The sequence below is a fragment of the Luteolibacter sp. SL250 genome (genome assembly GCF_026625605.1).
Lineage (GTDB): Bacteria > Verrucomicrobiota > Verrucomicrobiia > Verrucomicrobiales > Akkermansiaceae > Luteolibacter.
This window is the reverse complement of the sequence record NZ_CP113054.1, coordinates 3,974,903-3,989,998: the sequence shown is the minus strand read 5'-3', so window position 1 is coordinate 3,989,998 and position 15,096 is coordinate 3,974,903. Positions and strand designations below refer to the sequence as shown.

Annotated in this window: 11 protein-coding genes; 5 read left to right on the top strand and 6 right to left on the bottom strand. The window is 66.2% G+C overall.

All coding sequences use genetic code 11. The features are described from left to right. Window positions 1-158: 158 nt before the first annotated feature. From OVA24_RS17370 to OVA24_RS17360, 3 genes are all read right to left on the bottom strand, one after another. Window positions 159-1,118 carry a hypothetical protein gene (locus OVA24_RS17370; RefSeq protein WP_267671383.1) on the bottom strand — a complete coding sequence of 320 codons (960 nt, stop codon included), beginning with the start codon at window positions 1,116-1,118 and terminating at the stop codon, window positions 159-161. Window positions 1,119-1,349: 231 nt separating this feature from the next. Beyond that, window positions 1,350-2,177, bottom strand: coding sequence for a PEP-CTERM sorting domain-containing protein (locus OVA24_RS17365; protein ID WP_267671382.1), 828 nt, complete (start codon window positions 2,175-2,177; stop codon window positions 1,350-1,352). A 516-nt stretch (window positions 2,178-2,693) separates the two neighbouring features. Then, the gene (locus tag OVA24_RS17360) at window positions 2,694-3,665 is read right to left on the bottom strand and encodes an alpha/beta hydrolase (protein WP_267671381.1); all 972 of its coding nucleotides are present in this window, start codon (window positions 3,663-3,665) and stop codon (window positions 2,694-2,696) included. Window positions 3,666-3,768: 103 nt separating this feature from the next. On the opposite strand from OVA24_RS17360, the gene OVA24_RS17355 reads away from it, so the two are divergent. Further along, window positions 3,769-5,985, top strand: coding sequence for a glycoside hydrolase family 32 protein (locus tag OVA24_RS17355; protein WP_267671379.1), 2,217 nt, complete (start codon window positions 3,769-3,771; stop codon window positions 5,983-5,985). 165 nt (window positions 5,986-6,150) lie between these two features. Then, window positions 6,151-6,336, top strand: a complete 186-nt coding sequence (locus OVA24_RS17350) for a hypothetical protein (RefSeq protein ID WP_267671378.1) — start codon at window positions 6,151-6,153, stop codon at window positions 6,334-6,336. Here the strand turns inward: OVA24_RS17350 and OVA24_RS17345 are convergent, their stop codons facing one another. Together OVA24_RS17345 and OVA24_RS17340 are read right to left on the bottom strand one after the other, a co-directional pair. Beyond that, window positions 6,337-9,465, bottom strand: a complete 3,129-nt coding sequence (locus OVA24_RS17345) for a multidrug efflux RND transporter permease subunit (protein ID WP_267671377.1) — start codon at window positions 9,463-9,465, stop codon at window positions 6,337-6,339. It abuts the gene before it with no gap. Next, window positions 9,462-10,598, bottom strand: coding sequence for an efflux RND transporter periplasmic adaptor subunit (locus tag OVA24_RS17340; RefSeq protein ID WP_267671376.1), 1,137 nt, complete (start codon window positions 10,596-10,598; stop codon window positions 9,462-9,464). The genes OVA24_RS17345 and OVA24_RS17340 overlap by 4 nt, the downstream gene beginning before the upstream one ends. 217 nt (window positions 10,599-10,815) lie before the next feature. Between OVA24_RS17340 and OVA24_RS17335 the strand changes: the two genes are divergently transcribed. From OVA24_RS17335 to OVA24_RS17325, 3 genes are all read left to right on the top strand, one after another. Further along, window positions 10,816-11,529, top strand: a complete 714-nt coding sequence (locus OVA24_RS17335) for a response regulator (RefSeq protein WP_345783387.1) — start codon at window positions 10,816-10,818, stop codon at window positions 11,527-11,529. A gap of 11 nt (window positions 11,530-11,540) precedes the next feature. Continuing rightward, window positions 11,541-12,884: an ATP-binding protein gene (locus OVA24_RS17330; protein ID WP_267671374.1), complete on the top strand. Its 1,344-nt coding sequence runs from the start codon at window positions 11,541-11,543 to the stop codon at window positions 12,882-12,884. 660 nt (window positions 12,885-13,544) lie between these two features. Continuing rightward, complete coding sequence (locus OVA24_RS17325; RefSeq protein WP_267671373.1) at window positions 13,545-13,976, top strand: hypothetical protein; 432 nt, start codon at window positions 13,545-13,547, stop codon at window positions 13,974-13,976. 342 nt (window positions 13,977-14,318) lie between these two features. Here OVA24_RS17325 and OVA24_RS17320 read toward each other — a convergent pair whose 3' ends face one another. Next, window positions 14,319-15,083, bottom strand: a complete 765-nt coding sequence (locus OVA24_RS17320) for a GDSL-type esterase/lipase family protein (protein WP_267671372.1) — start codon at window positions 15,081-15,083, stop codon at window positions 14,319-14,321. Window positions 15,084-15,096: the final 13 nt, after the last annotated feature.

Sequence of the window (15,096 nt, the reverse complement as noted above, 5' to 3'; positions counted from 1 at the left end):
CCATCGGGAAATCCTCCCGAAGACAAATCAAAAAAAAGGGTGGGATCCGCCTGAATAAGCGCAGCGGACCATCACCGGGGCGCAGCCCCCCGACCGCGCCCCGGGCCGTCCCCACACCGGAAGAGTGGTGAGGGGCGGAAATGTTCCTCCGTCCGGACTCAGGGATTCACCGGGGTGACGGGTGGCGGATCAAAGGTCGGAGGATGGAAGGGCAGATGCGGGGCGATCCAGAGGATGCCGGGGTTGAGGAGATCTCCCTCGTCCTTTTTGGCGGGCGGCGGGGCAAGTTCCTTGGCGGCCTTCGCTCCGGAGGATTTCGAGGAATGCCCGCTTTCCCCGCTGCCGGGGTCCAGCCTGGCCAGCACGGCCTGCACTTCCGCGAGGGCCTCCGGCACGGTGGCGATGGCGCACTGGGCGGTGATGCGCATGGACTCCGGGGCGGCGGTCGCGGCCACCTCGACGATGCTGGCGGTGAGCGCGGCGTCCGCACCGGTGGCGGTGAGCGCGGCTTTCACCACCTCACAGGCGCAGTCGCCGTGGGCGGTGATCTCTTCCCGGACGATGGTGAGGACGTTCGCCGGGTCGAGTTTCACGCGCTGGCGGACGGAGAGCTCCACCGGAGCGCAGCCGGTGGTTCCACGGGTGCCTGCCGGTGCGCCGTAGGTGGCGGCCAGGAGGGCCAGCCCCATGGGCAGGTTGCTGGCGGATGCCTCCGTGCCGGAGATACCGGCGGAGACCGCGGCTTTCCTGAACGGCGACGGCTCCCGGAGTGTGGAGAAATCCACGACGTCCTCGACGCGGACCGGAGCCGCCTCGCTGATGCCGAGGGTGGCCAGGTTCTGGGACGCGTAGATCCCGTCCTCCCGCCTGAAATGCGGGGCGGCCTTCATGGCCGGGACCTCGTAGGTGCCGGGGACGGAGATCTCCGCGAAGCGGCGGGCGTCCCGGCCCCTGAGGTCATCGGAGGCCAGGGGGCGGACATCGGCGGGGCGGAGGTCTCTGGACAGCTCCTGGCCCGTGAGGGCGGCCGGGGCGGCGGTGATGCCGGCGGCCAGGCAGGTGACCCAGAGCCGGAAAGGGCGGGCGCTGGGAATGCCGGATGGGTGGGTGGTTTTCATGGCAGGGATGGCGTTGGGTTCCACATCCAGTGATGGGCGGGCGATCCGGGAGATGGCTTTTCCATGGAGCGCCTGACAAGTGGATGCATGACTTTCTGAGTTATGCTTTTGGATGAAGGCGAAGGGTGCCTGTCCCATCCGCGGGATATGCGGATGGGGTGATGTCTGGTCCGCCCGCCGGATGGTTCCCGGATGGAGGGGCGGGCGGAACCGGGTTGTCCGGAGCAGGGCCTAGCTGCGGCGCTTCCTGCGGATGAGCAGGGCGACCCCGGCCATGCCGCCGAGGGCGAGCGAGCTGGGTTCCGGGACGGGGACCACCTCGAAGCCGGAGAAGGTCAGCACGTTCTGGTTGCCTTCCGCGCCGCCGAGCAGCCCGAGGCTGACCGCGGAGGATGCGTCGAAGCTGAAGGTCAGCGAGCTGAGCGCGGCGCTGGAGGTGAACTGGAAGGCGTAGTCCCCGGTCGAGGACGCCGTTCCCAGGGTCAGCAGACCCAGCACGTCCAGGAGCTGGGAACCGCCTGCCGTCGCCCCGTCCACTTCCGGATTGGTGATCCCGAAGGTCAGGGAATCCAGCAGATCGACGGGAAGGTTGGTTCCGGAGGTGACATTGAAACGTGCCTCATAGACCTGGCCCGGGGCGATGGAGAGACCCGTCACCGTGGCCTGGGATGACCAGGTGGACAGGACGTTGGCCCCCACCACGGCGTCGATGGCGGGCTGCAGCAGCGCCAGCACTCCGTTGGCCACCAGTTCCCTGCCGAACACCAGGGTGTCTCCCGTCGTTTCGGTATACGCGGCCAGCTCGACACCGCCGACGACTGCGACGCCCGCCTCGGCGAAGCCTCCCGCGCCGTGGTTCCAGGTCACGTTCCCGCTGGTTTGTCCGGCCGGGGCGGGACGGTACAGGTTATTGTTCACCTGCACGGCGACGATGCCGCCGACGCCGGGGCGCCGCGCCTCATAGTCGGGGTTGAAGAACGCCGTGGAGTTGATGATGGACTGGCTGAACGCCAGCGTGGGGACTGCGAAAAGGGCGCAGCCTGCTGCTATCGTTTTCATGTATGTGTATGGGTGTGGGTCGCACATGCCGGCCGGGATCTCCGGCGACCCGTTGGGGTGGTGGTCGCCAGATATGCCGAAATATGCTTCCCGGGTGTTTGTTCACATGCTTCCGGATAAAACCGGAGAGACGTGAGATTGCATGAATCCCATAACTGTTAGAGCGAATCAAACCACGGTTGGTTGAATCCGTTTATGACCCTATAAGGGTGGAGGCCGACGGTTCCGCCGGATGTACGGCGGGTGTGCATGGCATCAGTTTCCCGCAGCCAGCATGGTTGCCGGGCAGCGGCACCTCCGTGCATCGGGGGCGGACGGACCCGGACCCGGCGTCCCAGGGAGGGATGGCGGCGGAATTTCCGGCCAATCCCCCACGTACACGGTGGAATCCTCCTTGGAGGGTCATCAGCACAAGTCCACCGATGACCCGCAAAAGTCGGTGGATTGTGGCCGGAACGGGAAAGTACCGGGAAAAAATCCGCCGGCCGCGGTGGTCGGAACCGCCTCCCGGGGAGGTCAGCGGGTGCCGGGATAGCCCTGCCAGAGCCATTCCAGGGCGGCGGGCAGGGTCTGGCGGGTCACCTTGCGGTCCACATGGCCCGCATTTGCGGCGAAGACGTAGCGGCAGGCATAGCCCTTCGCCTTCAGGGCGGCGGCCATGCGCTGGTTGGCCAGCACCCAGTTGTGGTGGGTCTTTTCCTCCTTGTCCCAGCCGTTGTCCTTTTCGCTGACTTCCAGCCAGACCCGGAGGGGTTTCCGTTCGGCGGCGGGGATGAGCTTTTCATGATACTCCCACGCGCCGTTGGGGGACTCCGGGTTCTCCGGGAACTGCTGGTCCACGTAGGTGCCGGAGTAGGTGAGGACGCGGCGGTAGAGTTCCGGGTGGAACCACGCCATGGTGAAGGCGGCGGCCCCGCCGGAACTGCCGCCCATGGTCGCGCGGCCTTCCGGGTTGGTGGTGAAGCGGATTTTGTGGTCCTTGCTGATCTTCGGCAGGACCTCCTGCTCGATGAAGCGGGTGTAGGTGCCGCTGACGGTGTCGTACTCCAGCCCGCGCTGGCTGCCCTTTGAATCGCCGCCGCCGGAGCTGATGAAGACGGCGACCATGGCGGGCAGCCGCTTTTCCGCGATCATGTTGTCGAGGACGCGCGTCATCAGGTCCTTGTAGCCCATGCCATCCTGGACGATGATGAAGGGCATCTCCTTGGTGGGGCGGTGGCCCGCCGGGACATAGACGGCGACTTTCCGCTGGTAGGGCACCACGCCGGGCTGCTTCTTCGCGATGCCGGGGTAGATGGCGCTGTCCTTCGATTCCATCACGAACTGGTGGACCTCCCCGGTGGGGACGCCGGGCCGGACCTTGGTCTCCGGGGCGTCCGTGTAGTCCGGGCCGATGGTGAAGTCCGTCTCCTCCGCGAGGGCCGGTGCCGCGGCGGCAAGCACCGAAAGGAAAAGAAACCGGCGGACAAAAGGGATGGGGCTTTTCACGGCAGCGACAACAATGGGGGCCAGCGCAGCCGTCAAGCCCGCCGGGCGGGGCCTGGCCCATTGCCAAAACGAACTTCCTGAATTCAACTCTTCTGAATTGCCCATGAAATCTCCCTCACTCCCGTTTTCCTTCCTTCTGCTCGCCTCCACCGTGCTCCATGCGGCGGATGACATTTCTTTGGCGGACTTCGAGGGGGACAGCTACGCGCCGTGGGTGGTGGAGGGAAAGGCGTTCGGGGGCGCACCCGCGCGTGGCACGCTGCCCGGCCAGATGAAGGTGGAGGGCTATGTGGGTGGGGGGCTGGCGAATTCCTTTGCCGGTGGGGACAGGGCGAAGGGGCGGCTGGTATCGCCGGAGTTCCAGGTCAGCCGGAAATACGTCCGCTTCCTCATCGGCGGTGGCGGGTGGAAGGAGCAGACGGTCATGCACCTGCGGGTGGACGGAAAGACGGTCCGCAGCGCCACGGGGCGGAACATCCGCAGCGGAGGGAGCGAGAAACTCTCCGCCGCGTGGTGGGACGTGGAGGAGTTCGCGGGACGGCGGGCCGTCATCGAGATCATTGACGACCGGGAGGGAACCTGGGGACACATCAACGTGGACCAGATCGTCCTCACGGATGACAAGGGGGATGCCTCCCCGGCGATCCATGGCGTGGAAATGCCGGGCGGCATCACCCGCAGGGTGAAGGTGGACGGGGACTTCCTGCAGCTCCCGGTGATGCGGAATCCGGACCGGGAGCGGCCGGATTTCCAGCGGCTGGAGCTTTCCGCCGGAGGCCGGGTGGTGCGCTACCTGCACGTGGTGATGCCGGCGGCGGGGCGGCAGCCGGACTTCTGGTATTCGCTCGATGTGCGCGCGTTCAAGGGGCGGGAGGTGGAGCTGCGCTACGCCTCCGCCGACAGCGGCGTGCTGGACCGGCTGGCGTTCGGCGACCGGGAAATCATCGACCCGGCGGCCTACGATGGGCCGCACCGTCCGCGGTTCCACTTCAGCCCTCGCATCGGCTGGATGAACGACATCAACGGCATCTATTATCAGGACGGCCTCTATCATTTGTTCTACCAATACAACCCGGTGGCCACGGCGTATGGCGCGGGCTTTGACATGCACTGGGGGCACTCCGTGAGCAGGGACCTGCTGCGCTGGGAGGAATGGCCGGTGGTGCTTTTCCCGGAGGCGACAGGGAAGGCCTACTCCGGCACCACCGTCATGCAGCACCAGCCCATCCCCGGCGTGAACGATGGGGTGAAACTGCCCGCTCCGGCGATGTTCTTCACTGCGACGGACCCGAACTCCCAGCACCTGGCGACTACCCGTGACGGCGGCCGGACGTGGCAGCGGCATCCGGGAAATCCGGTCGTCCCGCCGCTCGGCGACGGTGACCGCGACCCGAAGGTGGTCTGGCATGAAGCAAGCCAGCACTATGTGATGGTGCTCTACGTGGGCGAGGGAGGGGACACCTACCGTTTCCTGCGGTCGAAGGACCTGACGAAATGGGAGACCACCAGCGTGATCCCCGGGTGGTATGAGTGCCCGGAGTTTTTCCCGGTGAAGTCACCCACCACCGGCGAGGAGCTGATGCTGCTCTACGGTTGCTACCGTGGCACGCCACCGGGAGCGGAAAAGCCGGTGCGTTACGAATCCTGCTACCAGCTCGGGCGGTTCGACGGAAAGACCTTCACCCCGGTCACGGAGATCCGCCCCGCGCACCTGGGTCCGGCTTTTTATGGGGCGCTGGTCTTCATGAACGAGCCGCAGGGCCGCACGGTCATGATGGGCTGGGCGCGTGGCACCCGCTTCCCGGATGAGCCGTTCAACCAGTGCGCGACCGTCCCGCTGGAGATGAAGCTCAGGGCCATCGATGGCCGGGACACGCTCTGCTATGAGCCGGTGGCGGAGATCGCCGCGCTGCGCGGGACCCCGCTGCTCGCGGAAAAGAACCTCACCACCGCGCAGGCGAACGAAAAGCTGGCGGGCGTGCCGAAGGACGCCTCCCTGGATGTGGTGGTGCGCTTCCGCCAGTCTCCCGCGGCCTCCGTGGGGGTGAAGGTCCGCGGGGTCCACTTCCAGTATGATGCCGCGGCGAAGGAGATCTCCCTCAACGGGAAAAGCACCGCCGTGCATCCCAGCGGCACGCTGGACGCGAGGATCCTCATCGACCGCGGGATCATCGAGGCATTCTGGAACGGCGGGGAGGCGGCCCATGCCACCGGCTCCCTCCACACGGATGACGGACCGGCGTTGGCGTTCGGCGGGGAGGCGGAGATCGAGGAGATCACCGTCCATCCGATGAAGGACATCCGGAAGGGGAAGGAGTGATGGGGCGGGCATCAACCTGGCCGCAACCGGTGATGGTTGATTGTCAGATCCGCCTGAATATTTGAAATTGCGGACCGACGGCAGAACTGGCATGATCCATGCGCTGGATGGTGCCGACGGACGGATCGGCGCCCTCTCCGGCAGCACCCGTCCATCACCCGAGCCATGAAATCCCTCCTGCTGATCCCGCTGGCCGCGCTGGCCATGTTCTCGTCGTCCTGCCGGACGAACTGCCCGCTGGACCCGCTGACGATGCGGCCGGACTGCAGCCTCTGCAGGATCCCGGCGGACCCAAGCAACTGCTGCGGCCATCATCACCGGGAGACGGTCTACATCGAGCACGCGAAGTGATCAGGCGGGTTCCGCCTCCGGAGCGGGGAGCGCCTTGCGTTGCTCCCGCCCGGCTTTCTTCCGCTGCACCAGGCGGTCGAAGAACAGATAGACGACGGGGGTGGTGAAGAGGGTGAGCGCCTGGCTGAGGATGAGGCCGCCGACGATGGCGTAGCCCAGCGGTTGGCGCAGCTCCGAGCCGTCACCGTGGCCGAGGGCCAGCGGGATGCCGCCGATCATCGCGGCGATGGTGGTCATCATGATGGGGCGGAAGCGTTTGATGCAGGCTTCGAAGATGGCCTCGTCCGGGGGCATGCCGCGGTCCCGTTCCGCCTCGATGGCGAAGTCGATCATCATGATGGCGTTCTTTTTGACGATGCCGATGAGCAGGAGGATGCCGATGATGGCGATGACGCCGACGTCGTGGCCGAAGGCCCACAGGGTGAGGAGGGCGCCCAGACCCGCGGATGGCAGGGTGGAGAGGATGGTCAGCGGGTGGATGAAGCTCTCATAGAGCATGCCGAGGATGATGTAGATGGCGATGATGGCCGCCAGGATGAGGTAGGGCTGGGTGCGCAGGGAGGACTGGAATGCCTGCGCCGCCCCCTGGAAGGTGCCGGTGAGGCTGGGGGGGACCCCCATTTCCGCGGTGGCCCGCTCCACGGCGGTGACGGCATCCCCCAGGGCCTTGCCGGGAGCGAGGTTGAAGGAAATGGTGACCGCCGGGTACTGGCCGAGGTGGTTCACGGTGAGCGGCTTCGCGGAGTCCGTGTTGAACTTGATCAGGGATGAGAGGGGGACCTGGCCGTTGGTGACCGGGGACTTGACGAAGATCCTGTCGAAGGTGGAGGGGTCTTCCTGCAGCTCCGGCGGCACCTCGATGATGACCTTGTACTGGCTGACCTGGGTGTAGAACTGGGTGATCTGCCGTTCTCCGAAGGCATTGTAGAGCGTGTTGTTGATGTCGCGTGTCTCGATGCCGAAGCGGGATGCCGCCTCGCGGTCGATCTCGATGTCGAGCGCGGGGGCGGCCGCTTCCTGGTCGGAGGCGACGTCGCGGAGTTCCGGGACTTTTTTCAACTTCTCGAGGATGCGGGGCGCCCACGCGTTGAGTTCGTCCATGTTGGCGCTGCGCAGGGTGTATTGGTACTGGGTTTTCGAGAGCAGGCCGCCGACGTTCAGGTCCTGCCGGGCCTGATAGAACACGGTGACACCGGGGATGCGGGAGGTCTTCGCCCGCAGGCGGTCGATCACCTCCATGATGTTCTCACGCTCCCCGCGTGGCTTCAGGGTGACGAAGTAGCGGCTGCTGTTGTTCGCGCCGCCGCGGCCGCCGCCGATGCGGTTCTGGAATCCGGAGATCCCCGGGTCGGCCATGAGGATGCCGCCCACGTCCTGGGCGATGCCATACATCGCGTCGTAGGAGATGTCGGGCGGCGCCTCGACCGTCACCAGCATGAGGCCGATGTCCTGCTGCGGGAAGAATCCCTTGGGCATCTTGACGAACACCCAGCCGGTCACCGCGATGGTCAGGAGCAGCGAGAGGAGGGTCAGGCGGCCGTGGCGGAGGACGAAGCGCAGCATCCTCTCATAGGTCCGCTCCATGGCCTGGAAGAACCGTTCGAGCAGCCGCTCGAACTTGCCCCGCAGTGTCTTCGCGTCCGGCACCTGGTGGTGGCGGAGGAACTTCGCGCACATCATGGGGACGAAGGTCAGGGACACGAAGCCGGAGACCAGCACCGCGACGGTCACCGTGATGGCGAACTCCCGGAACAGACGCCCGACGATGCCCCCCATGAGCAGCACGGGGATGAAGACGGCGATGAGGGAGAGGGTGATGGAGATGATGGTGAAGCCGATCTCGCCCGCGCCTTTCAACGCCGCGTCCATGGGCTTCATGCCGTCCTCGATGTGGCGGTAGATGTTCTCCAGCATCACGATGGCGTCATCGATCACGAAGCCGACGGAGATGGTGAGGGCCATCAGCGAGAGGTTGTTCAGGCTGAAATCCAGGACATACATCACCGCGAAGGTCGTGATGATGGAAATGGGGACGACGGCGCTGGAAATGAGGGTGGCGCGGACGTCACGCAGGAAAAGGAACACGACCAGGGTGACGAGCGCCATGGTCAGGACCAGGTGGAGTTCCACCTCCTCCACCGACGAGCGGATGGAGCCGCTGCGGTCCGAGCTGATCTCGACCTTCATCGCGGGCGGGATGGCGGCCTGGAGGGAGGGGAGGATGTCCTGGATGCGCTGGATGGTTTCCAGCACGTTGGCGTCCGCCTGCTTGCGGACGATGAGGCCGACGCCGCGGCGGTTGTCCACCAGCGCCGCGGAGCGGGAATCTTCCGGTCCATCGACCGCGCGGCCCACATCCCGGACGCGGACCGGCGCGCCGTTGCGGTAGGCGAGGATCAGATCGTTGTAGGGTTCCGCCTTGAGGAGCTGGTCGTTCGCGTAGATGGAGTAGCTCTGGCGCGGGCCGTTGAGGCTCCCTTTGGGCGAGTTGACCGTGGAGGAGGCGATGACCCCGCGCACATCCTCCAGAGTGAGGCCGAGGGAGGCGAGCTTGCCGGGGTCCACCTGGACGCGGACGGCGGGCTTGCGTTCACCCATCACGTCCACCTGTGCCACGCCCTGGATCTGCGAAAGCTGCTGGGCGATGACGTTGTTCCCGTAGTCGCTGACCTCGGTGAGGGGGAGGACGTCGGAGGTGAGGTTGAGGATGAGGATGGGGGAGTCCGCCGGGTTCACCTTGCGGTAGCTGGGCGGGCTTGGCAGGTCCGTGGGAAGCTGGCCGCTGGCCGCGCTGATGGCGGACTGCACCTCCTGCGCGGCGGCGTCGATGTCCACGTCCAGGTCGAACTGGATGGTGACGGACACGCTGCCGAGGCCGCTGTTGGAGGTCATCTGGGTGATACCCGGGATCTTGGAGAACTGGTTTTCCAGCGGCGTGGCCACGGAGGAGGCCATCGTTTCCGGACTGGCCCCCGGCATGCTGGCGGAAACCTGGATGGTGGGGAACTCCACCTGCGGCAGGGGCGCCACGGAGAGGTTGGGGAACGCCACCAGGCCGACGAGGACCAGCGCCACGGTGAGCAGCGCGGTGGCGATGGGCCGGCGGATGAACGGGGTGGAGATGCTCATGGCGCTTTGGCTTCCTTGGGTGCCACTTTCATCCCCGGACTCAGCTTCGACTGGCCGGTGGTGACGATGGTGTCCCCCGCGATGAGGCCTTCCTCGATCACGGTGTCCTGTCCGTGGGAGATGCCGGCCTTCACCACGCGCGGCTCGACGGTGCCATCCTCCTTGACCACGTAGCAGAACCGTCCGTCGATGCCGGGCTGGATGGCCTCCGTGGGGACGAGGAGCACGTCCCGGCGGGTTTCGACCAGGATGCGCGCGGTCACGAACTGTCCGGGCCACAGCGCGAGATCCGCATTGGGAAAGCCCGCCTTGAGCTTGAGCGTGCCGGTGGTGGTGTCGATCTGGTTGTCGATGAGCTCGAGGGAGCCTTCTCCCAGCGTCTTCCCGTCATCGCCGACGGCCTCGACCCTGGGTTTCGGGGTGCCGCCTCGGGTGGCGGCGGAGAGGGCGGAGAGGTTTTTCTGGGGCAGGGTGAAGATGACGTTGATGGGCTGGACGGCGGTGATGACCACGAGGCCGGTCGTCTGGTTGGCGGTGACGAGGTTGCCCGCGTCCACCAGGCGGATGCCCGTGGTCCCGGTGATGGGGGCGCGGACCTTGGTGAATTCGAGGTCGAGCTTCGCGGCGTCGATGGCGGCGTCGTCCGCCTTCACCAGCGCCTCGAGCTGGGAGACGGCGGCGGCGGCCTGGTCCGCCTGCTGCTTGCTGACGGCGTCGTTCGCCAGGAGTCCGGCGAAGCGGGTTTCCTCCAGCCGTGCGTTGGCCAGCGTGGCCTCGTCCTGGACTTTCTTCGCCTCCGCCTGGGCGAGCGCGGCGGCATACGGCCGGGGGTCGATCTCGGCGATGACGTCGCCCTCCTTGACGAGGGCGCCTTCGGTGAAGTGGATCTTCTCCAGCGCGCCGCCGACGCGGGGCCTGACGGTGACGGTGTTGGAGGCCTGGACGTTGCCGATGCCGGTGAACCAGATGGGGACATCCCCGCGGCGGACCTTGCCCACGACCACGGCGGCGGCACGGGGCGCGGCCGGCTTTCCGGCGGCGGCCGTCCCTTTGGCCGGTGAGGATTTTTTCCACACGGCGGCGGCGGCGATGCCCGCCAAAAGAAGGAGAAGGATGATCCAGCGCTTTTTCATGGGAAGTGGTGCGGGTGCCCGCGTTCGCGGGCGGACCGGGAAAGGCGGCGCGGAGCGGGCAACGCAAGGACATCTAGCACGCGGAGGAAGGGAATGCTTGCCCGGGTGTGAAGTTTATTGTCGCAAAGTGTGTGGCCCGGCAGGGTGGTTGGCACACTTTGCGACAATATTCCGCGGGCCTGTGCGGGTGGTGGCTGCTAAGGTGCACGGACGCCGTATGGAAATGATCCCGCACATCGCCGTGGTGGATGACCACCAGGAGATCCGCGAGCTGGTGGCGCGCTATCTGGGGCAGCACGGCTACCGGGTGACCGTCGCGCCGAACGCGGCGGAGTTCCGCAGGCTGCTGGCGGAGGAGTCCTTCGACCTGGCGGTGCTGGACATCATGATGCCCGGTGAGGACGGGCTGTCGCTGTGCCGTGACCTGCGCGCGAACTCCAGGCTGCCGGTGATTTTCCTGACGGCGATGGCGGAGGACGCCGACCGCATCGTGGGGCTGGAGATCGGCGGGGATGACTATCTGGTGAAGCCGTTCAACCCGCGGGAACTGCTGGCGCGCATCCGCGCGGTGCTGCGGCGGTCGCAGGCGGAGCCGGGCGTGCTGGAGGGTGGGGGGAAGGTGCGCTTCGACGGCAAGGTGCTGGACCTTTCCCGGCAGGAGGTGACGGGGGAGGACGGGGTGGCGGTGCCGCTCAGCTCCGCGGAGTTCCGGCTGCTGAGCGTGTTTCTGGAACACCCGGGGAAGGTGCTGGGCCGTGACGAGCTGCTGGACCTGACCAGCGGCCGGGAGGCGGAGGTATGGGACCGCAGCATCGACAACCAGGTGAGCCGCCTGCGGAAGAAGATCGAGGATGATCCGAAGGCCCCCGGGCTGATCAAGACGCACTGGGGGGACGGCTACTGCTTCACGGGCAAGGTGGTGCGGCTATGAGACGGTTCTGGATGCGGAGCCTGACGGGCCAGTGGATCGCGCTGACGCTGGTGGCGCTGGCGGCCTCGCAGATCCTTTTCTACCATATCTATCGTGCGGAGCAGGCGCGGACGTTGCTGGAGCTGCGGCGGGATGAGTTCCTGGCGCGGGCGGCGGCGGTGGCGCGGCTGGTGGACACGGTGGAACCCGCGCTCCACCCGGAGATCCTGCGGGCGACGAACACGGGCGTGGTCAGGTTCTGGATGACGGGCAGCGGCCCGGGGGAGATGCTGGCGTGGCAGGCGGAGGCGGGAGCGCGGCTGCTGGAGTCCACCCGCCCGCCGGAGGCGTCCCTGCTGCCACCGCAGCCGCGCGCGCGGTGGGAGGTGCCCGCGGGGGAGAACCGCTTCGCCTCGCCGGAAGCGAGAATGACGGTGCTGAAGGCGTGGAACGGATTCGGACTGGTGGTGCCGGTGAAGGAAGGGGTGTGGCTCAACGCGGTGTATGCGAAGCCCGGCGCGGTGTCCGGCCCGCCGTGGTACCACTACCTTTCCCTGGCCATCACGGCGGTGATGCTGACGCTCGTCTCCGTGCTGCTGGTGCGCCGTCTGGCCCGGCCGCTGCGGCGGCTGGCGGACTCCGCGGAACGCGTGGGGCGCGGTGAGGAGGTGCCGCCGCTGCCGGAGGAGGGCGCGGATGACGTGCGGCACCTGACCGTCGCCTTCAACCGCATGCAGTCGCGCCTGCGCCGCTTCGTGGAGGACCGGACGCGCATGGTCGCGGCCATCAGCCATGACCTGCGCACGCCCATCACCTCCATGCGCCTGCGCGCGGAGTTCATCGATGACGAGGAGACGCGCACGAAGATGATCTCCACGCTGGACGAGATGAAGGCGATGGCGGAGTCCACCCTGGCCTTTGCCCGGGAGGAGGCGGTGACGGAGGAAACCCGCCCGACGGACATCAACGCGCTGCTGGGCAGCCTGTGCGCGGACCTTTCCGAGATCGGCTGGAAGGTGGAGTTCCGCGAGGGAGGGCGCACCGTCTGGCGCTGCCGCCCGGAGGCCCTGCGGCGCGCGTTCCGGAACGTGATCGAGAACGCGGTCCGCTACGGTGGATCGGCACGGGTGGGATTCGGCGTGTCGCCGGAAGGCCTGGAGATCACGGTGGAGGATGACGGCGCGGGCATCCCCGCGGACCAGCGGGAGCGCGTGTTCGATCCGTTCGTGCGGCTGGAGGATTCACGGAACCGCGGGACGGGTGGCGCGGGCCTGGGCCTCTCCATCGCGCGGTCCATCATCCGGAGCCATGGTGGGGAGATCACCCTGGTGGACGGCCCGCCGTTCCGGGTGGGGGTGACTTTGCCGAGGGATTGATGGGGGGCGAAGCCATGGGTAGCGGAAGTCGTGAGACTTCCGGTGGGGTGCATGGCATCTGACAAACCGGCTCCGGTCACCGAGCGAATGGCGTCGGTTTTTTGAGGGTGAGGAGTAGTAACTCCAAGGGTAGCGAAGCTCGTGAGAGCTTCGGCGGGGTGGATTCACCATGCACAAGCCGACTCCGGCCCCCGGGCGATGGGAGTCGAATTTTCGTGGACGTCCCCCCAGCCGGAAGTCTCACGACTTCCGCTACCCCTGCGAGGCGAACCCAAGGGTAGCGAAGCTCGTGAGAGCTTCGGCGGGGTGCATGGCATCTAACGAACCGACTCCGGTCCCCGGGAGAAAGGCGTCACTTCTTGGTGGACGTCCCCCCAGCCGGAAGTCTCACGACTTCCGCTACCCCATCGCTTCCGCCACTCCGGGGCACCATCTTCCTCCCACGGAAAAAATTTCCTTCCTCCGTCACTTCATCCTCGCAGCGATGAATGCGGCGAAAATAGTTGCTCCATGTCATTGTCCGACGAACCCCCGGGTGAGCTTCGCCGCCTTTCACGCGGATGGTATCAGAGCACCGCATGGGTCCATTGGACGATGTCCATCAGGGATCGTGGACGGGGGTGGCTCACCCCGTCCCACCACGCTGCCCTGCGGGAACTGATGATCCACGTCTGCACGCGTTATCATCTGATCTGCCCGGCATACTGCCTGATGCCGGACCACGGCCATTTTCTCCTTGTCGGCCTCGCTGATAGCTCGGATCAGAGGAATGGGATGAAGCTGTTCCGCAAGCACTGGAACCATCTGCTCTCGGCGACGGGTCATGAACTCCAGAGGCAGGCCTACGAGCACGTGCTGGATGAAAACGAAAGGAATCCCGACGCTTTCGAGGATACGATGCTCTACATCCTGAACAATCCCGTGAGCGCTGGCCTGGTCGGAGATTGGAGGGAATGGGAACATCTCGGAGCCATTGCCGCAGGATATCCTGAGTTCGATCCGCGCGGAGGATCATTGTCAGGTTTTCGCGAGCGATTCTGGAAAGTGCATCACAAGGAGCGGCGGAAATGGCAGGGGGATAGCCCTCCGTAGGAACGCCGGCATGATGCGGGGCGTAGCGGAGCTCGTGAGAGCTTCGGCGGAGTGCGTGGCATTTGACAAACCGGCTCCGGTCCCCGAGAGAAAGGCGTCGCTTCTTCGTGGACGTCTTCCCAGCCGGAAGTCTCACGACTTCCTCTACCCTTGTGGTTCCGCTTCAGGCGTAGCGAATCCAAGGCGTAGCGAAGCTCGTGAGAGCTTCGGCGGGGTGCGTGGCATCTGACAAACCGGCTCCGGTCCCCGAGAGAAAGGCGCCGCTTCTTGGTGGACGTCGCCCCAGCCGGAAGTCTCACGACTTCCGCTACCCTTGCGGGTCCGCTAGCCCACCTCCTTCGTTTACGGCAGATGCGGTTTCAGCGCCTCCGCCCAGATGGCGTAGCCCTTGGCGGACGGGTGGAGGAAATCACCCATGATCTCCTTCGACATGGAGCCGTCGGGATTGAGGAATTTCTTCGTGATGTCCAGGTAGGTGACGCCGGGTTGGCTGGCGTAGGTCTTCGCCAGGATGGCGTTGATCTCCGCGATCGTCGCGCGGATGGGGTGTTCCGCCTTCTCGCCGCGGGGGAAGACGCCCATGAGGACGATCTTCGTGTCCGGGCACTTCTTCTTCACGGCGGCGATGATGGCGTCGATGCCCTCCGCGACCTGCGCGGGCGTATTCGTCGGAGCGTTCTTCGAGGTGGAGAGGTTGTTGGTGCCGATGTGCAGCACGACGAGCTTCGGCTTCAGGCCGTCCAGCTCACCTTCCTGGATGCGGTACAGGACGTTCTGCGTGCGGTCCCAGCCGAAGCCGAGGTTGAGCACCTTCCTTCCGCCGAACAGGTCCTTCCAGGCCTCCTCACCGCGGTTGCCCTTCGGCTGGAACGGCTCCCCGCCCCAGAAGTGGGTGATGGAGTCACCGATGAGGACGATCTCCGGGTTGATGCGGTCCTTGATGGCGAGAATCTCCGCGTGCCGCTTGTCCCAGTCGTAGAAGTCCTTCTCCAGCTTGCCCACCGGGACGATGGCGCTGTTCTCCGCGGTGACGGCGGGCTGGGCGTGGAAGACCGCGGTGAGGGAAATGAGCGCCGCGAGCGACAGCAGGACGATGATGGGTTTCATGGGGCGGGTTGCG